Origin of the sequence: Pseudomonas wenzhouensis (assembly GCF_021029445.1) — a bacterium.
Lineage (GTDB): Bacteria > Pseudomonadota > Gammaproteobacteria > Pseudomonadales > Pseudomonadaceae > Aquipseudomonas > Aquipseudomonas wenzhouensis.
Map to the genome: position 1 here is coordinate 2,275,713 of NZ_CP072610.1, position 17,616 is coordinate 2,293,328.

Annotated in this window: 16 protein-coding genes; 11 read left to right on the forward strand and 5 right to left on the reverse strand. The window is 61.6% G+C overall.

Going from position 1 to position 17,616, the window contains the following annotated elements; translation table 11 throughout:
- Window positions 1–18 precede the first annotated feature (18 nt).
- Genes J7655_RS10435 through rloA form a run of 3 tightly spaced genes read right to left on the reverse strand, consistent with a single transcriptional unit; the run spans window position 19 to window position 3,078 of the window.
- Entirely contained in the window at window positions 19–1,005 is a 987-nt protein-coding gene (locus J7655_RS10435; protein ID WP_230924389.1) for an alpha-L-glutamate ligase-like protein, read from the reverse strand.
- Window positions 1,006–1,009: 4 nt separating this feature from the next.
- Entirely contained in the window at window positions 1,010–2,536 is a 1,527-nt protein-coding gene (gene rloB, locus J7655_RS10440; RefSeq protein WP_230924390.1) for an osmotic stress tolerance membrane protein RloB, read from the reverse strand.
- Window positions 2,537–2,541: 5 nt separating this feature from the next.
- Window positions 2,542–3,078, reverse strand: a complete 537-nt coding sequence (gene rloA, locus J7655_RS10445; protein ID WP_230924391.1) for a retropepsin-like aspartic peptidase RloA — start codon at window positions 3,076–3,078, stop codon at window positions 2,542–2,544.
- 304 nt (window positions 3,079–3,382) lie between these two features.
- On the opposite strand from rloA, the gene J7655_RS10450 reads away from it, so the two are divergent.
- The 5 genes from J7655_RS10450 to prpF all read left to right on the forward strand — a co-directional run bounded on the left by J7655_RS10450 (window position 3,383) and on the right by prpF (window position 10,276).
- On the forward strand, window positions 3,383–4,105 hold the full coding sequence (locus J7655_RS10450) for a GntR family transcriptional regulator (protein WP_230924392.1): 723 nt from the start codon (window positions 3,383–3,385) through the stop codon (window positions 4,103–4,105).
- Window positions 4,102–4,989 carry a methylisocitrate lyase gene (gene prpB, locus J7655_RS10455; protein WP_230924393.1) on the forward strand — a complete coding sequence of 296 codons (888 nt, stop codon included), beginning with the start codon at window positions 4,102–4,104 and terminating at the stop codon, window positions 4,987–4,989. The genes J7655_RS10450 and prpB overlap by 4 nt, the downstream gene beginning before the upstream one ends.
- A gap of 123 nt (window positions 4,990–5,112) precedes the next feature.
- A complete protein-coding gene (prpC, locus tag J7655_RS10460; protein ID WP_230924394.1) occupies window positions 5,113–6,270 on the forward strand; it encodes a bifunctional 2-methylcitrate synthase/citrate synthase in 1,158 nt (385 codons plus the stop codon).
- Window positions 6,271–6,283: 13 nt separating this feature from the next.
- On the forward strand, window positions 6,284–8,893 hold the full coding sequence (gene acnD, locus J7655_RS10465; protein ID WP_230927711.1) for a Fe/S-dependent 2-methylisocitrate dehydratase AcnD: 2,610 nt from the start codon (window positions 6,284–6,286) through the stop codon (window positions 8,891–8,893).
- A 195-nt stretch (window positions 8,894–9,088) separates the two neighbouring features.
- Window positions 9,089–10,276, forward strand: a complete 1,188-nt coding sequence (gene prpF, locus J7655_RS10470) for a 2-methylaconitate cis-trans isomerase PrpF (protein WP_230924395.1) — start codon at window positions 9,089–9,091, stop codon at window positions 10,274–10,276.
- A 66-nt stretch (window positions 10,277–10,342) separates the two neighbouring features.
- On the opposite strand, the gene ppsR is transcribed toward prpF, so the two are convergent.
- Together ppsR and J7655_RS21030 are read right to left on the reverse strand one after the other, a co-directional pair.
- Window positions 10,343–11,161, reverse strand: coding sequence for a posphoenolpyruvate synthetase regulatory kinase/phosphorylase PpsR (gene ppsR / locus J7655_RS10475; protein ID WP_017676811.1), 819 nt, complete (start codon window positions 11,159–11,161; stop codon window positions 10,343–10,345).
- A gap of 36 nt (window positions 11,162–11,197) precedes the next feature.
- Window positions 11,198–11,395 carry a hypothetical protein gene (locus tag J7655_RS21030; protein ID WP_420850863.1) on the reverse strand — a complete coding sequence of 66 codons (198 nt, stop codon included), beginning with the start codon at window positions 11,393–11,395 and terminating at the stop codon, window positions 11,198–11,200.
- On the opposite strand from J7655_RS21030, the gene ppsA reads away from it, so the two are divergent.
- The 6 genes from ppsA to J7655_RS10505 all read left to right on the forward strand — a co-directional run bounded on the left by ppsA (window position 11,342) and on the right by J7655_RS10505 (window position 17,585).
- Window positions 11,342–13,714, forward strand: coding sequence for a phosphoenolpyruvate synthase (ppsA, locus tag J7655_RS10480; RefSeq protein ID WP_230924396.1), 2,373 nt, complete (start codon window positions 11,342–11,344; stop codon window positions 13,712–13,714). The two genes, J7655_RS21030 and ppsA, sit on opposite strands and share 54 nt — an antisense overlap.
- Window positions 13,715–13,868: 154 nt before the next feature.
- Window positions 13,869–14,858 carry an alpha/beta fold hydrolase gene (locus J7655_RS10485; protein ID WP_003460056.1) on the forward strand — a complete coding sequence of 330 codons (990 nt, stop codon included), beginning with the start codon at window positions 13,869–13,871 and terminating at the stop codon, window positions 14,856–14,858.
- A gap of 120 nt (window positions 14,859–14,978) precedes the next feature.
- Window positions 14,979–15,467 carry a ribonuclease E activity regulator RraA gene (gene rraA, locus J7655_RS10490; RefSeq protein WP_003460058.1) on the forward strand — a complete coding sequence of 163 codons (489 nt, stop codon included), beginning with the start codon at window positions 14,979–14,981 and terminating at the stop codon, window positions 15,465–15,467.
- Window positions 15,468–15,471: 4 nt separating this feature from the next.
- Window positions 15,472–16,458 carry a CorA family divalent cation transporter gene (locus J7655_RS10495; protein ID WP_230924397.1) on the forward strand — a complete coding sequence of 329 codons (987 nt, stop codon included), beginning with the start codon at window positions 15,472–15,474 and terminating at the stop codon, window positions 16,456–16,458.
- 49 nt (window positions 16,459–16,507) lie between these two features.
- Complete coding sequence (locus J7655_RS10500; protein WP_420850943.1) at window positions 16,508–16,759, forward strand: CrfX protein; 252 nt, start codon at window positions 16,508–16,510, stop codon at window positions 16,757–16,759.
- Between the two features lies 1 nt (window position 16,760).
- Window positions 16,761–17,585 (forward strand): mechanosensitive ion channel family protein, encoded by an 825-nt coding sequence (locus J7655_RS10505; protein WP_074858247.1) that lies wholly within the window; start codon window positions 16,761–16,763, stop codon window positions 17,583–17,585.
- The last annotated feature ends 31 nt before the right edge of the window (window positions 17,586–17,616 follow it).

Genomic DNA, 17,616 nt, shown 5'->3' on the forward strand with positions numbered 1-17,616 from the left:
TCACGGCTGCATGGCGGGTCAGACTTCCTTGCTGACGATATGGCCGAACAGCTCCTGGGAGAAGCGCACGCGCTCTTCGGCAGTCTCCTGAATGCCCTTGGCTTTCAGTTCTTCCAGGCGCGCTTCCACCGCATGGGCGCGATGCGTCAGGCCGCAGTCGTTGGCGATCTGGATGTTCAGGCCGGGGCGGGCGTTGAGTTCGAGAATCAACGGGCCCTTGTCCTGATCCAGCACCATGTCCACACCGATGTAACCCAGGCCACACAACTCATAGCAGCCGGCGGCGAGTTTCATGAAGCCATCCCAGTTCGGCAGTTGCACACCGTCCACTGCGTTGGTGGTGTCCGGGTGCTTGCTGATCTTATTGTTCAGCCAGGTACCGCGCAGGGTCACGCCGGTGGCCAGGTCCACACCCACGCCGATAGCACCCTGGTGCAGGTTGGCCTTGCCGTTGGACTGACGGGTCGGCAGGCGCAGCATGGCCATCACCGGATACCCCATCAGCACGATGATGCGGATGTCCGGTACGCCTTCGTAGCTGATGCTCTTGAAGATGGTGTCCGGGGTCACGCGATACTCGATCAGCGCGCGGTCACGGTGACCGCCGAGCGAGTACAGGCCGGAAAGGATGCTGGAAATCTGCTGTTCCAGCTCCTCGTGGCTGACGATCTTGCCGGATACCGTCTTGAAGCGATCCTCGAAGCGGTCGGCGATCACCATGATGCCGTCACCGCCGGCACCCTGCGCCGGCTTGATGACGAAGTCGGTGCGCCCGGCGATGATCTCATCGAGCTTGTCGATTTCCTTCTCGGTTTCGATGATGCCGTACAGTTCCGGCACATCGATGCCAGCCTCGATGGCCCGCTCCTTGGTGATGATCTTGTCGTCGACGATGGGGTACAGGTGCCGTTTGTTGTACTTCAGCACGTAATCCGCGTTGCGTCGGTTGATGCCCATGATGCCTTTGGCTTCAAGGGCCTTCCACGTCTTGATCAGGCCGAACATGGTCTTAGTCCTTGAGGAAGGCTTTGAAACGGAACAGTTCGGTCAGGCGGTAGCCGCGGTAACGACCCATCGCCAGCATGAAACCCACCAGAATCAGCAGGATCGCCGGGAAGGTGAACACGAAGTACACCAGTTGCGGCACGCTCATCAGCAGGTGGGCGATGGTGGCGGCGAACAGGGTGCCGATGGCGACCTTGAAGGCATGGCTGCCGCCGCGCTCTTCCCAGGTGATCGACAGGCGTTCGATGGTCATGGTCAGAATCACCATCGGGAACAGCGCCACCGACAGACCACGCTCCAGGCCCAGCTTGTGGCTGAACAGGCTGATGGCGGCGATCAGCACCACGACGAAGGTCAGCACCACCGACAGGCGCGGCAGCATCTGCAGCTTCAGGTGTTCGAGGTACGAGCGTAGTGACAGGCCGAGTGCGGTGATCACGGTAAACAAAAAGATACCGAAGCCCAGCTGGGTTTCACGGAAGGCCAGGGCGATCAGCACCGGGGTGAAGGTACCCAGCGTCTGTAGGCCACCGAGGTTGCGCAGGATCAGGATGACCAGCACGCCGATCGGGATCATGACCATGATCATGAAGGTCTGCTGGGTCTGCAGCGGCAGGCCGTACAGCGAGTATTCGAGGAAGCTGGCGTCGGTGTTCTCGTCGGTCAGCTTGGCTAGGCGAATGGCGTTCATCTCGCTGTTGTTCAGGCTGAAGCTGATGGTGGCCTGGCGACCGCCTTCGAGGCTGACCAGTTCGCCGTCGCCGATCCACCAGACCAGACGATCAGCCGGCAGGCCCTGCTCACCGGTTTCCGGGTTGAAGTACAGCCACTTCTGGCCGTTGAAGCTGCGCAGCCAGAGTTCCGGCGACTGCGCCACCTCGGCTTGCAGGCGAATGGTGTGCACGCGCTCCATCGGCACGTGGGCAATGGACAGCAGCAGATCGACGGCCTTGGCCTTGTTGGCGGTGGAGGCATCGCCACCGAGCAACAGCTTGACGTTGTCGTCATTGACGTTGTTGACGCGCTTAATGGTCTCGCTGATGAAGGTCTCGACATCCGCCGAGTGCTGGCGGATCGGCGCCAGCAGGGCTTCGGCGGCAATCTTCTCGGCGCCCTCCACAGGAATGCTGTCGCGGAAGATCGGGCCCTTGGCGGGCGTCTGCTCACCGCTGTAGCGCTTGGTTAGAACCAGGCGGTAGTAGAGGGTCTGCTTGCCGTTGGCGCGACGGGCCGACCAGGTGACGCGGCGGTTGCCGTCGACACGATTGACGCTGACCCCGTAGTTGTTGGAGATGAAGCTCTCGTTGAGGCTGACGTAGTCCTGGTTCAGCGGCGGGACGAACATCTGCAGCTTCACCGGCTCACGCGGGGTGGCCTGGAACTCGACCTTGGCGTCGATGTTCCACAGATCGTCGGTCTCATCCTCGGTGACCGGAATGCCGAGAATGAAGATTTGGTATGCCGTAATCAGAATGCCCAACGTCACCAACAGGGTGATCAGGACTTTCAGATGCAGGGTAAGAGAGCGCATGGGAATTACTCGCCAGGGGTTGCGTCGTCGGTGCAGTCGGGTTTGCCGGCCGCGTATTTAAGGCTTGGGTCGACCATGGCTTCGAAGTACTTGAGCGCTTCGGAGCCGATCAGAAGCGGGTATTGGAATGCGCTTCTGTCGGTCAAGTTCACTTCGATCGTGCGCAGGGTCTGCCCCATGCACAGTTCAAGGTCGATTACCGGGCGTGCCGTGTAGGTCTTGCCTTCATCTGGATCGTAGTCGCCGGCGCGGCGCTTGATCTTGCTGATGCGCGCCAGTGGGCGTTCGATGGTGCGTTCATGGGCATCGTCGATGGCCAGCACGAAACGCACCCAGGTCTCTCCGTCACGCTTGAAGCGCTTGATGTCGCGCGCGCTGAGCGAAGCGGTCTTGGCGCCGGTATCGAGCTTGGCGGCGACCTGCAGATCCAGTTCTTCTATGTGAATGTATTCGTTCAGGCCATAGACCGACTTGTCCATGGCCAGAGCCGGGCAGGACAGGGTCAGCAGGCAGAGCAACGAGGAGAAGGGTTTCAGTCTCATGTGTCCTTGAGAGGGGATTGCCAGAGGCGGGTGGGCGACAGCGTCTGCCAGCATCCTGCCATATAAGTAACTGCCTGGCAGTCTAGCAGGCATGGCAAAAGTCGGTAGTCGGGCGCGAATGGGCGGATTCTAACATGGGGATTTTCCGTGCTGACAGAAGGTTATGCAGCTTTCTGCATGTAAGGTCGCGGCTTGTTCGTATGGGTCTCCTCAAAATATTGTCGACAATACTTTGGTCTGCTTTGACGTTTTGCTCTTTTGGGCGTAGTTTTACTGGCACTGAAGTATATCGGTGTCGACAATCATGCTGGTCGAATCAGCTACCCCCACAAGTCCTCAGGTGGATTCGGAAACACTTTCCGAGCATGTTTTCCGCCTGATTCAGGCCGCTATCGTCAAAGGCGAGATCGCGCCCGGCAGCAAGATCTCCGAACCGGAACTGGCGCGTACCTACGGCATCAGCCGGGGGCCGCTGCGCGAGGCGATCCATCGCCTGGAGGGGCAGAAACTGCTGGTGCGCATACCCCATGTGGGCGCCCGGGTGGTCTCGCTCAGCCATGCCGAGCTGATCGAGTTGTACGAAATCCGCGAGTCGCTCGAAGGCATGGCCTGTCGTCTGGCTGCCGAGCGCATGACCCAGCAGGAGATCGACGAGCTGCGCCGGGTGTTGGAGCTGCATGAGCAGGACGCCGCCTTTAAGGCCGGCGTCGGCTATTACCAGCAGGAAGGCGATTTCGATTTCCACTACCGGATCATTCAGGGCAGCGGTAATCGCACCCTGGCCACATTGCTCTGCGACGAGCTGTACCAGTTGGTGCGTATGTACCGCCTGCAGTTTTCCGCCACGCCCAACCGGCCGCACCAGGCCTTCGCCGAACACCACCGCATTCTCGATGCCATTGCCGACCGTGACGGCGAACTGGCCGAACTGCTGATGCGCCGTCACATCGGTGCGTCTAAGCGCAATATCGAGCGCCATTACCAGAATGCGCTCGCCACTTCATCCAAGACCCGAGGTGATTCATGACCCAGCTTTCCGCCGGCCAGCGCTTCCGCCAGGCCCTCGCCATCGAGAGTCCGCTGCAGGTGATCGGTGCGATCAACGCCAACCATGCATTGCTGGCCAAGCGCGCGGGCTTTCGTGCCATCTACTTGTCCGGCGGTGGTGTCGCGGCTGGCTCCCTCGGCCTGCCTGATCTGGGCATCAACACTCTGGATGACGTGTTGACCGATGTGCGCCGCATCACCGACGTCTGCGATCTGCCGCTGCTGGTGGACATCGACACCGGCTTCGGCCCGTCGGCCTTCAACATCGAGCGCACCATCAAGAACCTGATCAAGGCCGGCGCCGCCGCCGCGCATATCGAAGACCAGGTCGGCGCCAAGCGTTGCGGTCATCGTCCGGGCAAGGAGATCGTCTCCACCGAGGAGATGTGCGACCGCGTCAAGGCTGCCGCTGATGCCAAGACCGACCCGGAGTTCTTCCTCATCGCCCGTACCGATGCGATCCAGGCTGAAGGCGTAGACGCTGCCATCGAGCGCTGCCTGCGCTATGTCGAGGCCGGCGCCGATGCAATCTTCGCCGAGGCGGCCTACGACTTGCCGACCTACGCACGCTTCGTCAAGGAGCTGAACGTACCGGTACTGGCCAACATCACCGAATTCGGCGCCACGCCGCTGTTCACCCGCGACGAACTGGCTTCGGTTGGCGTGGCCATCCAGCTGTATCCGTTGTCGGCCTTCCGCGCGGCGAACAAGGCGGCGGAAAGTGTCTACACCTCGATCCGCCAGAACGGCCACCAGAAGGACGTGATCGAGCTGATGCAGACCCGCGCCGAGCTCTATGACCGCATCGGTTACCACGCCTTCGAGCAGAAGCTCGATGCGCTGTTTGCCGCCGGCAAGAAGTAAAAACAGCGAGGTCGTAGGGTGGGCTTCAGCCCACCGCATCAGCGCTGCCGGTTGGCTGAGGCGGTGGGCTGAAGCCCACCCTACCCAGAGCTCAGCAGAACAAAAAGAGTCGAGGAGATAACCATGAGTGCCACCGAAACCACCCCTGGCTTCAAACCGAAAAAATCCGTCGCCCTGAGCGGCACCGCCGCCGGCAACACCGCACTGTGCACCGTTGGCCGCACTGGCAACGACCTGCATTACCGTGGCTATGACGTGCTCGACTTCGCCAATCGCTGCGAGTTCGAGGAAATCGCCCACCTGCTGGTGCACGGCAAGCTGCCCAACGTCGCCGAGCTGGCCGGCTACAAGGCCAAGCTCAAGGCCCTGCGCGGCCTGCCGGCTGGGGTCAAGGCGGCGCTGGAGCAACTGCCGCCGTCCGCCCACCCGATGGATGTGATGCGCACCGCCGTGTCCGTACTCGGCTGCCTGGCGCCGGAGAAAGATGACCACAACCACCCGGGCGCGCGGGATATCGCCGACAAGCTGATGGCCAGCCTGGGTTCGGCGCTGCTGTACTGGTACCACTACAGCCACAACGGCAAGCGCATCGAGGTGGAAACCGACGACGATTCCATCGGTGGCCACTTCCTCCATCTGCTGCACGGCGAGATGCCGCGCGAGTCCTGGGTGCGCGCCATGCACACCTCGCTGAACCTTTATGCCGAGCACGAGTTCAACGCCTCAACCTTCACTTCGCGGGTGATCGCCGGCACCGGTTCCGACCTGTTCTCCTGCATCGCCGGCGCCATCGGCGCGCTACGTGGCCCGAAACATGGCGGCGCCAACGAAGTAGCCTTCGAGGTGCAGAAGCGCTACGACAGTCCGGATGAAGCCGAGGCCGACATCCGCGCCCGTGTCGAGAAGAAGGAAGTCATCATCGGCTTCGGCCACCCGGTCTACACCGTCAGCGACCCGCGCAACAAGGTGATCAAGGAAGTGGCCCGCGAGCTGTCCGTGGAGCAGGGCAACACCAAGATGTATGACATCGCCGAGCGCCTGGAAAGCGTGATGTGGGAGATCAAAAAGATGTTCCCCAACCTCGACTGGTTCAGCGCCGTGAGCTACCACATGATGGGCGTGCCCACTGCCATGTTCACCCCGCTGTTCGTCATCGCCCGCACCGCCGGTTGGTCGGCGCACGTCATCGAGCAGCGCATCGACGGCAAGATCATCCGCCCGAGCGCCAACTACACAGGCCCCGAAGACCTGACGTTCGTGCCGCTCAAGGATCGCAAATAAGATGAATGACACCGTGAATAGCCAATACCGCAAGCGCTTGCCCGGTACCGCGCTGGATTACTTCGACGCCCGTGAGGCGGTCGAGGCGATCCAGGCCGGCGCCTGGAGCAAGCTGCCCTACACCTCGCGCGTGCTTGCAGAGCAACTGGTGCGTCGCTGCGACCCGCAGGATCTGACTGCTGCGCTGGAACAACTGATCTACCGCAAGCGCGACCTGGACTTTCCCTGGTACCCGGCGCGCGTGGTCTGCCACGACATCCTCGGCCAGACCGCGCTGGTCGACCTGGCCGGCCTGCGCGATGCCATCGCCGAGCAGGGTGGTGACCCGTCCAAGGTCAACCCGGTGGTGCCGACCCAGCTGATCGTCGACCACTCGCTGGCCGTCGAGGCGCCGGGCTTCGATCCGGATGCCTTCGAGAAGAACCGCGCCATCGAGGATCGCCGCAATGAGGATCGCTTCCACTTCATCGACTGGACCAAGACCGCGTTCAAGAACGTCGACGTGATCCCGGCCGGCAACGGCATCATGCACCAGATCAACCTGGAGAAGATGAGCCCGGTGATCCAGGCGCGCGGCGGCATCGCCTTCCCTGACACCTGCGTTGGCACCGACTCGCACACCCCGCACGTCGATGCCCTGGGCGTGATCGCCATCGGCGTCGGCGGCCTGGAAGCCGAGACAGTGATGCTCGGCCATCCGTCGATGATGCGCCTGCCCGATATCGTCGGCGTCGAGCTGACCGGCAAGCGCCAACCCGGCATCACCGCCACCGATATCGTCCTGGCGCTGACCGAGTTCCTGCGCAAGGAGCGGGTGGTGGGCGCCTGGGTCGAGTTCTTCGGCGAGGGCGCGGACAGTCTGTCCATCGGCGACCGCGCGACCATCTCCAATATGTGCCCGGAATACGGCGCCACCGCCTCGATGTTCTATATCGACGGCCAGACCATCGACTACCTCAAGCTCACCGGGCGTGAGCCGGAGCAGGTGGCGCTGGTGGAAAACTACGCCAAGACCCTGGGCCTGTGGAGCGACGCACTGAAAACCGCCGAGTACGAGCGCGTGCTGCACTTCGATCTGGGCAGCGTCGTGCGCAATATGGCTGGCCCGAGCAACCCACATCGCCGCCTGCCCACTTCGGCACTGGCCGAGCGTGGTATTGCCGACGAAGCCAAACTGCAGAGCGGCAAGGTCGAAGAGGCCGAAGGATTGATGCCGGACGGCGCGGTGATCATCGCCGCCATCACCAGCTGCACCAATACCTCCAACCCGCGCAACGTCATTGCCGCCGGTCTGCTGGCGAAGAAGGCCAACGCGCTGGGTCTGGTGCGCAAGCCTTGGGTGAAGACGTCGTTCGCGCCAGGCTCCAAGGTCGCCAAGCTGTACCTGGAAGAGGCCGGTCTGCTGCCAGAACTGGAGAAACTCGGCTTCGGCATCGTTGCCTACGCCTGCACCACCTGCAACGGCATGTCCGGCGCGCTGGATCCTGCGATCCAGAAGGAAATCATCGACCGCGACCTGTATGCCACTGCCGTGCTCTCGGGTAACCGCAACTTCGACGGGCGCATCCATCCCTACGCCAAGCAGGCCTTCCTCGCTTCGCCGCCACTGGTGGTGGCCTATGCGATTGCCGGCACCGTGCGTTTCGATATCGAGCAGGATGTGCTGGGCGCTGATGCCCGGGGCAATCCGATCACGCTGAAGGACTTGTGGCCGAGCGATGAGGAAATCGACGCCATCGTCGCTGCCTCGGTGAAGCCCGAGCAGTTCAAGCAGATCTACATCCCGATGTTCGACCTGGGCAGCGTGCAGGAGGCCGAGAGTCCGCTGTACGACTGGCGCCCGCAGTCCACCTACATCCGCCGTCCGCCATACTGGGAAGGCGCGCTGGCTGGCGAGCGCACGCTCAAGGGCATGCGCCCGCTGGCGATCCTGCCGGACAACATCACCACCGACCACCTGTCGCCGTCCAATGCCATCCTGGCGGACTCGGCAGCGGGCGAGTACCTGGCGAAAATGGGCCTGCCGGAAGAGGACTTCAACTCCTACGCCACCCACCGTGGTGATCACCTGACTGCGCAGCGTGCCACCTTCGCCAACCCGCAACTGGTCAACGAGATGGTGGTGGTCGATGGCCAGGTGAAAAAGGGCTCGCTGGCCCGTGTCGAGCCGGAAGGCCAGGTGATGCGCATGTGGGAGGCCATCGAAACCTACATGAACCGTAAGCAGAACCTGATCATCGTCGCCGGTGCCGACTACGGCCAGGGCTCGTCGCGCGACTGGGCGGCCAAGGGTGTGCGTCTCGCTGGCGTCGAGGTGATCGTCGCCGAAGGCTTCGAGCGCATTCACCGCACCAATCTGGTGGGCATGGGCGTGCTGCCGGTGGAGTTCAAACCGGGTACCACGCGTCTTACCCTGGCGCTGGACGGCACCGAAACCTTTGACATCGAAGGCGAGATCTCGCCGCGCTGCGACCTGACCCTGGTGATCAATCGCCGTAACGGCGAGACACTCAAGGTGACGGTGACCTGCCGTCTGGATACCGCTGCCGATGTCAGCGTGTACCAGGCCGGCGGCGTGCTGCAGCGCTTCGCCAAGGACTTCCTCGAAGGCGCGGTGGCTTGATAGCTCCCTCTCCCATTTATGGGAGAGGGCTGGGGAGAGGGTGGTGCAGGCGGCTCGGTGCTGTCTGATAGACCCTCTCCCCCGGCCCCTCTCCCGCAAGCGGGAGAGGGGAGACAAGCGCGTAGCCCGGATGAAATCCGGGAAAACCAGCACCATCATTCCCGGATTGCATCCGGGCTACTCAGGACTGCACTCATGGCTCATCTGCCTCAAGTTAAAATCCCCGCCACCTATATGCGTGGCGGCACCAGCAAGGGCGTGTTCTTCCGTCTGCAGGATCTGCCCGAGCGCTGCCAGGTGCCGGGCGAGGCGCGCGACAAGCTGTTCATGCGCGTGATCGGCAGCCCCGATCCGTACTCGGCGCATATCGACGGCATGGGCGGCGCCACCTCGAGCACCTCCAAGTGCGTGATCCTGTCGAAAAGCACCCAGCCCGAACACGATGTCGACTACCTCTACGGTCAGGTCTCCATCGACAAGGCCTTCGTCGACTGGAGCGGCAATTGCGGCAACCTGTCCACTGCGGCTGGTGCCTTCGCCATCCATGCCGGCTTGGTCGATCCGGCACGTATTCCCGAGAATGGCACCTGTGAGGTGCGTATCTGGCAGGCCAATATCCAGAAAACCATCATCGCCCATGTACCGGTCACGGGTGGCCAGGTGCAGGAAACTGGCGATTTCGAACTGGACGGCGTGACCTTCCCAGCGGCGGAGATCGTGCTGGAATTCCTCGACCCATCTGATGATGGCGAGGAGGGCGGTTCGATGTTCCCGACCGGCAACCTGATCGATGACCTCGAAGTGCCGGGCATCGGTACCTTCAAGGCGACCATGATCACCGCCGGCATCCCGACCATCTTCGTCAACGCCGAAGACATCGGCTACCAGGGCACCGAGCTGCGCGAGGCTATCAACGGTGACCCGGCGCAACTGGCGCGCTTCGAGCAGATCCGCATTGCCGGCGCGTTGCGCATGGGCCTGATCAAAACGGCGGAAGAAGCTGCGACACGTCAGCACACCCCGAAGATCGCCTTTGTCAGCCCACCCAAGGACTACCTCACCTCTAGCGGCAAGCAGGTGAAAGCGGGTGATGTCGATCTGCTGGTACGCGCGCTGTCCATGGGCAAGTTGCACCACGCGATGATGGGCACCTGCGCGGTGGCCATCGGCACGGCGGCGGCGATTCCCGGCACCCTGGTCAACCTGGCTGCGGGGGGCGGTGAGCGCGAAGCGGTACGTTTCGGTCATCCGTCCGGCACCTTGCGCGTTGGCGCTCAGGCCAAACGGGTCGACGGCCAGTGGACAGTGACCAAGGCCGTGATGAGTCGCAGCGCGCGCATCCTGATGGAAGGCTCGGTGCGGGTGCCGGGCGGAAGTTTCTGACGGCGAAAGCTAGAAATGGCTCGAGTTTTCGAGCTATTTCTCTTTTAAATCATCGGCTTGCTGTGGTTATTTAAGGCGCCGTTCAACACCTTTTTCCACCAGGATCTTGGCCGAAATCTCCTCCACCGAGAAATGCGTGGAGTTGATGAAGGCAATGTTTTCACGGCGGAACAGACCTTCCACCTCGCGCACTTCGAACTCGCACTGGGCGAAACTGGCGTAGCGGCTGTTGGGCTTGCGTTCGTGGCGGATGGCGGTGAGACGATCCGGGTCTATGGTCAGGCCAAACAGCTTGTCGCGGTACTTTTTCAGTGAGTCTGGGAGCTGCAGGCGCTCCATGTCGTCTTCGGTCAGCGGGTAGTTGGCGGCGCGTATGCCGTACTGCATGGCCATGTACAGACAGGTAGGCGTCTTGCCGCAGCGCGACACGCCGACCAGGATCAGATCGGCCTTGTCGTAATAGTGGGTACGGGCGCCATCATCGTTGTCGAGGGCGAAGTTCACCGCCTCGATGCGTTCCATGTAGTTGGAGTGCTGGCCGATGGAGTGTGACTTGCCGACCGAGTAGGAGGAGTGCGAGCTCAGCTCCTGCTCCAGGGGGGAAAGGAAGGTCGAGAAAATATCGATCATGAAACCATTGGCGGTATCGAGGATCGCACGAATATCGCGATTGACGATGGTGTCGAAGATGATCGGGCGGGCGCCGTCCCTTTCAGCGGCGGCATCGATTTGTTGTACCATGGCGCGCGCTTTTTCGATGCTGTCGATATAAGGGCGCGTCAGTTTGGTGAACTGAATGTTCTCGAACTGTGCGAGCAGGCTCTGGCCCAAGGTTTCGGCCGTGATGCCGGTGCCGTCGGAGATGAAGAAAGCGGTTCGTTTCATTTGCGCCAAAGGCCTTAAGCTGAGTTCGATTCTTGGCTATGATAGGCCGCGTTTTACGTCGGGCCCACCGGGTTCGGCATTGTTACTTATACAAGGGCAAGGCCACAATCGCGCGACCTCGGTCGTTCGACATTGCGCAGCCCACTGAGCTTTTCCAATACAGTTAGTGGAGAGATCATCTTGGTAGAGTACGTAGTTTCCCTCGATAAGCTCGGCAATCACGATGTTGAGCATGTGGGGGGCAAGAACGCATCCCTCGGCGAGATGATCAGTAACCTGGCCGGCGCCGGTGTCTCGGTTCCCGGCGGTTTCGCCACTACGGCTCAGGCCTACCGCGATTTTCTCGAGCAAAGCGGCCTGAATGCGCAGATCCACGCAGCGCTTGACGCACTCGATGTCGATGACGTCAACGCCCTGGCCAAGACCGGCGCGCAGATTCGCCAGTGGGTGATGGACGCCGAGTTCCCGGCTGAGCTGGACAAGCAGATCCGCGAAGCCTTCGCCACCATGAGCGCCGGCAACGACAACATGGCCGTGGCCGTGCGTTCCTCCGCCACCGCCGAAGACCTGCCGGATGCCTCTTTTGCGGGGCAGCAGGAAACCTTCCTCAATATCCGCGGTGTGGACAACGTGATTCGCGCCGCCAAGGAAGTCTTCGCTTCCCTGTTCAACGACCGTGCTATCGCTTACCGCGTGCACCAGGGCTTCGACCACAAGCTGGTCGCTCTGTCTGCCGGCGTACAGCGTATGGTGCGTTCGGAAACTGGTACCGCCGGTGTGATGTTCACCCTGGACACCGAATCCGGTTTCCGTGATGTGGTGTTTATCACCGGTGCCTATGGCCTCGGTGAGACCGTCGTGCAAGGTGCGGTGAACCCCGACGAGTTCTACGTGCACAAGCCAACCCTGGAAGCGGGGCGCCCGGCGATCCTGCGTCGCAACCTGGGCAGCAAGGCGATCAAGATGATCTACGGCGACGAAGCCAAGGCCGGTCGTTCGGTGAAGACCGTGGAAGTCGACCGTGCCGAGCGCGCGCGCTTCTGCATCAGCGACGCCGAGGTCAGCGAGCTGGCCAAGCAGGCATTGATCATCGAGAAACACTACGGCCGCCCGATGGACATCGAGTGGGCCAAGGACGGTGACGACGGCAAGCTGTACATCGTGCAGGCCCGTCCGGAAACCGTGAAGAGCCGCGCCAGCGCCACCGTGATGGAGCGCTACCTGCTGAAAGAGAAGGGCACCGTGCTGGTCGAAGGCCGCGCCATCGGTCAGCGCATCGGCGCCGGCAAGGTGCGCGTGATCCACGACGTATCCGAGATGGACAAGGTGCAGCCGGGCGACGTGCTGGTCTCCGACATGACCGACCCGGACTGGGAGCCGGTGATGAAGCGCGCCAGCGCCATCGTCACCAACCGCGGCGGCCGTACCTGCCACGCGGCGATCATCGCCCGTGAGCTGGGCATTCCGGCCGTGGTCGGTTGCGGCAACGCCACCAGCGTGCTCAAGGACGGTCAGGGTGTGACCGTATCCTGCGCCGAAGGCGATACCGGTTTCATCTTCGAAGGCGAACTGGGCTTCGACATTCGCAAGAACTCGGTCGACGCCATGCCGGATCTGCCGTTCAAGATCATGATGAACGTCGGCAACCCGGATCGCGCTTTCGACTTCGCTCAACTGCCGAACGAAGGGGTTGGCCTGGCTCGCCTGGAATTCATCATCAACCGCATGATCGGCGTGCACCCGAAGGCGCTGCTGAACTTCTCCAGCCTGCCGCCGGAGATCAAGGACAGCGTCGAGAAACGCATCGCCGGTTACGGTGATCCGGTCGACTTCTACGTCGAGAAGCTGGTCGAGGGTATCAGCACCTTGGCCGCCGCCTTCTGGCCGAAGAAAGTCATCGTGCGCCTGTCGGACTTCAAGTCCAACGAATACGCCAACCTGATCGGCGGCAAGCTGTATGAGCCGGAAGAAGAGAACCCGATGCTGGGCTTCCGTGGTGCTTCGCGCTACATCAGCGAATCCTTCCGCGACTGTTTCGAGCTGGAATGCCGCGCGCTGAAGAAAGTGCGCAACGAGATGGGCCTGACCAACGTCGAGATCATGGTGCCGTTCGTGCGTACCCTGGGCGAGGCGTCGCAAGTGGTCGAGCTGCTGGCCAGCAATGGCCTGGCTCGCGGTCAGGATGGCCTGAAGGTCATCATGATGTGCGAGCTGCCGTCCAACGCCATTCTGGCTGAAGAGTTCCTCGAGTTCTTCGACGGTTTCTCCATCGGCTCCAACGACCTGACCCAGCTGACACTGGGCCTGGATCGCGACTCCGGTATCGTCGCCCACCTGTTCGATGAGCGTAACCCGGCGGTGAAGAAGCTGCTGGCCAATGCCATCGCTGCCTGTAACAAGGCCGGCAAGTACATCGGCATCTGCGGTCAGGGCCCTTCGGATCACCCGGATCTGGCCAGGTGGCTGATGGAGCAAGGCATCGAGAGCGTCTCGCTGAACCCCGATTCGGTCCTCGACACCTGGTTCTTCCTGGCCGAGGCGCAGCCTGCCTGAGAGCAGTAGCTGACGCGGAAAGAGGGCGGGTTGATCCCGCCTTTTTTCTGGGTAGTCACGCGAAGCCGTCGCCAGCGATTTGAACGTCGCTCCGACGGTTTTTTATGGGTTTCGTTCTTCTTTGTGGTACAGCGCCATTGCGGTTTTCCGATCCATGCAAAGCAGTAGTGAGCTTTTCCCCGTCGCGCTGATCAGTGCCGAGCTACGTGGCGATCTCAGTGAAGACGTCTATCGTCTGAAGCCCAACAACAGTCCGGATTCCAGTGTAGAGCTGGCGTTAACGCGAGTAGGCCTGGCGGATGCCGAAGGTGCGCGCGGCGTGCCTGTGGTGTTGCTGCATGGTAGTTTTTCCAACCGACGTTTCTGGTACTCGCCCAAGGGCATAGGCCTTGGCGCCTATCTGGCGCGTGCGGGGTTTGACGTGTGGATCGCCGAAATGCGCGGCCACGGCCTTTCGCCGCGCAATGAAGGCTATCGCGACAACAGCGTGGCGCAGTACGTGCACTACGACGTGCCGGCCATCGCCGATTTCCTATTCGAGCAGACCGGGCAGGCCGCACACTGGATTGGCCACTCGCTAGGCGGGGTGATCCTGGCGGCTGCGTTGGGTGGTGGTTATCTCGATCAGTCGCGTGCCAGCTCGGTTGCGTTGTTCGGCAGTCAGGTCAGCCGCAGTTACTGGCCGCTGAAGATACCTCCGATAGAGTGGGGCGCGCGTCTACTGCTGCGCGCCTTTCCTTACCTGTCCGGCCGGCGCCTGAAGCGCGGCCCTGAAGATGAACCTATCGGGCTGGCGCTGGAAGTTCTACGTTGGCTCAGGCTGTTCGGGCGATTCGGTGATGGGCGGAAGGACTGGTGGGCAGGCCTCGCTGAGGTGAGCGTACCGCTTATGGCCGTGGCAGCTGCTGCCGATTTCGATGATCCTGCTTGGGCCTGTCGCAAGCTTCTGGAGCAATGCAGTAGCGCGCCGAGGCACTTTCTACTGTTGGGTAAGGAGAAAGGCTTCAGCAGCGATTTCGGGCACATTGAAATGTTGGTCAGCAAAGAGGCGCAGCGCGAAGTTTGGCCGCTGACCGAATACTGGCTGCAATACCTGCGACTGCCTGTAGAGTTCACCGAGCAGGCCGCCGTTGCGGGTGTCTGAGCTATCGTAACGTTTCTTCGGCGAGTGCTTGGCGGTAAGATGTGACGCATCGTTTGGTGGTGGTCATTTCCTGATCTTCCACTTGCCTGTCGTTCATTCATTGTCGAAAGGAGTTCTGCCATGCACTACATCACCCCTGATCTGTGCGATGCCTATCCGGAGTTGGTTCAGGTCGTCGAGCCGATGTTCGCCAACTACGGTGGCCGTGATTCCTTTGGTGGCCAAATCGTCACCATCAAGTGCCATGAAGACAACTCGCTGGTGAAGGAGCAGGTCGATCTGCCAGGTCAGGGGAAAGTACTGGTCGTCGATGGCGGCGGCTCGCTGCGTCGGGCGCTGCTGGGTGACATGCTGGCCGAAAAAGCGGCCAAAAATGGCTGGGAGGGCATCCTGGTCTACGGCTGTATCCGTGATGTTGATGTCATCGCGCAGACCAACCTGGGTGTGCAGGCGCTGGCCAGCCATCCGATGAAGACCGACAAGCGCGGCATCGGTGATCTGAATGTGCCGGTCACCTTCGGCGGCGTGACCTTCAAGCCGGGCGACTACCTGTACGCCGACAACAACGGTGTGATCGTCTCTCCGCAAGCCCTGGAAATGCCGGAATAACCCGATGGTGGATCAGGGCTCGGCACTGCTGCATGCCTTCGTGCTCGATGGCCGTGGTGGTGCGCGCAGCATCAGCCGCGAGCAACTGGATGGCCTGCAACTGAGCGAGCAGGAAAGCCTGTGGCTGCACTGGGATCGTAGTCAGGCCCCGGCGCAGCACTGGTTGCGCGAGCACAGTGGCCTGGATGAGTTCAGCTGTGATCTGCTACTGGAAGAGAACACCCGGCCACGCTTGTTGCCGTTGCCGCGTGATGAACTGCTGCTGTTTCTGCGGGGCATCAATCGCAACCCGGGCGCCGAGCCGGAAGACATGGTCTCGGTGCGCATCTTTGCCGATGCTCGTCGGGTAATTTCCCTGCGCCTACGACCGCTGCTGGCGACCGATGCGCTGATTGCCGATCTGCTGGCGGGCAAGGGGCCACGCACGTCCTCCGAGCTGCTGCTGGAGCTGGCGCGGCACCTGACCAACCGCGTCGATGACCTGATCGCCGAGTTGAGTGATCAGCTCGATGTCGAAGAGGATCGTCTGGACGCTGACGAGCGCTATCGTCCCGATCACAGCCTGATGTTGCAGCTGCGCCGCCGCGCCGCCGGGCTACGGCGTTTCCTGGCGCCGCAGCGTGATCTGTATGCGCAGATGATGCGCAGTCGCCAGCCCTGGTTCGTCGAGGATGACGATGACTACTGGAACGAACTGCATAACCGGCTGACGCGCTATCTCGAAGAACTCGAATTGTTGCGCGAGCGCGTCAGTCTGGTACTCGAAGCTGAGAATCAGCGCCTTGCAGAGCGGATGAACCGCATCATGTACCGTTTTACCGTGATCGCCGGTATGTTCCTGCCGCTGACCTTCCTTACGGGCCTGCTGGGCATCAATGTTGGCGGCATTCCTGGCGCCGAAAGCCCGCTCGGTTTCTTTATCGCCTGTGGCCTGATGATCCTTTTGGCGCTGGGCCAACTGCTACTTTTCCGCCGCTGGCGCTGGTTGTGATGTGTGACTCATCCGCCGGCTACTGCGTCTAGCCGTGACATCCCGTGAGGTGCGCATGCACGATCCATTCGAAGAATCTTTACGCGATTTGCTCAAGGCCGCGCCGTCCAGCCATGACGACGATGCCTGTCTGCACCGGGTTCTCAAGACCGCCAACCGCCAGGTCGGAGCGGGTGACCTGTTCAGCCTGGTCGGTCACTGGGCGCAGGCGCTGATGATCGCCCTGAATAATGGTTCGGCGCATGTGGCGCCAGTATCACGCCGTACCCAATCCTCCGCTTCTGCTGACAAGGCTGACTGAAATGGAACTCGATCCCTGGACTCAAAGCCTGATCTCCGCGATGACCGCACTGTGGAGCAAGGTTGCTGGCTTCATCCCCAATCTGTTCGTGGCGCTGGTGCTGGTATTGCTTGGCTTCGTCGTGGCCAAGTTGCTCGACACGCTGCTGTCCAAGCTGCTTGGCAAGGTTGGCCTGGACCGTTTGATGACCGGTACCGGCCTGACCAAGCTGCTGGCGCGCGTCGGCATTCATGCGTCGGTATCGACCCTGATCGGCAAGATCGTTTACTGGTTCGTGCTGCTGATCTTCCTGGTGTCTGCCGCTGAATCGCTCGGCCTGCAACGTGTCTCCGCGACCCTCGACGTGCTGGCGCTGTATCTACCCAAGGTGTTCGGCGCGGCGCTGGTACTGCTGGCTGGCGTGCTCCTAGCGCAACTGGTCAGCAGCCTGGTGCGTGGCGCCGCCGAAGGCGTCGGCCTGGAGTATGCCAACGGCTTGGGACGTGTGGCGCAAGGCCTGGTGATCATCATCAGCATCTCGGTTGCCATCGGTCAGCTGGAAATCAAGACCGACCTGCTCAACAACGTCATCGCCATCGTACTGATTTCCGTCGGCCTGGCCGTGGCATTGGCGCTGGGGCTGGGCAGCCGAGATATCGCCAGCCAGATTCTGGCCGGCATCTATGTGCGCGAGTTGTATCAGGTCGGGCAACATGTGCAGGTGGGTGAGGTCGAAGGGCAGATCGAAGAGATCGGCACAGTGAAAACCACCCTGTTGACCGATACCGGTGAGCTAGTATCGGTGGCCAATCGCGTCATGCTCGAGCAACGCGTGAACAGTCGCTGACGCCAATCTGTTATTTTATGCAGCTGCCCGG

Bases quoted from the DNA above. Each gene is read 5' to 3' on its own strand.
- J7655_RS10435 (WP_230924389.1), bottom strand. From the start codon at position 1,005: ATGTTCGGCCTGATCAAGACGTGGAAGGCCCTTGAAGCCAAAGGCATC.
- rloB (WP_230924390.1), bottom strand. From the start codon at position 2,536: ATGCGCTCTCTTACCCTGCATCTGAAAGTCCTGATCACCCTGTTGGTG.
- rloA (WP_230924391.1), bottom strand. From the start codon at position 3,078: ATGAGACTGAAACCCTTCTCCTCGTTGCTCTGCCTGCTGACCCTGTCC.
- J7655_RS10450 (WP_230924392.1), top strand. From the start codon at position 3,383: ATGCTGGTCGAATCAGCTACCCCCACAAGTCCTCAGGTGGATTCGGAA.
- prpB (WP_230924393.1), top strand. From the start codon at position 4,102: ATGACCCAGCTTTCCGCCGGCCAGCGCTTCCGCCAGGCCCTCGCCATC.
- prpC (WP_230924394.1), top strand. From the start codon at position 5,113: ATGAGTGCCACCGAAACCACCCCTGGCTTCAAACCGAAAAAATCCGTC.
- prpF (WP_230924395.1), top strand. From the start codon at position 9,089: ATGGCTCATCTGCCTCAAGTTAAAATCCCCGCCACCTATATGCGTGGC.
- ppsR (WP_017676811.1), bottom strand. From the start codon at position 11,161: ATGAAACGAACCGCTTTCTTCATCTCCGACGGCACCGGCATCACGGCC.
- J7655_RS21030 (WP_420850863.1), bottom strand. From the start codon at position 11,395: ATGCTCAACATCGTGATTGCCGAGCTTATCGAGGGAAACTACGTACTC.
- J7655_RS10485 (WP_003460056.1), top strand. From the start codon at position 13,869: ATGCAAAGCAGTAGTGAGCTTTTCCCCGTCGCGCTGATCAGTGCCGAG.
- rraA (WP_003460058.1), top strand. From the start codon at position 14,979: ATGCACTACATCACCCCTGATCTGTGCGATGCCTATCCGGAGTTGGTT.
- J7655_RS10495 (WP_230924397.1), top strand. From the start codon at position 15,472: ATGGTGGATCAGGGCTCGGCACTGCTGCATGCCTTCGTGCTCGATGGC.
- J7655_RS10505 (WP_074858247.1), top strand. From the start codon at position 16,761: ATGGAACTCGATCCCTGGACTCAAAGCCTGATCTCCGCGATGACCGCA.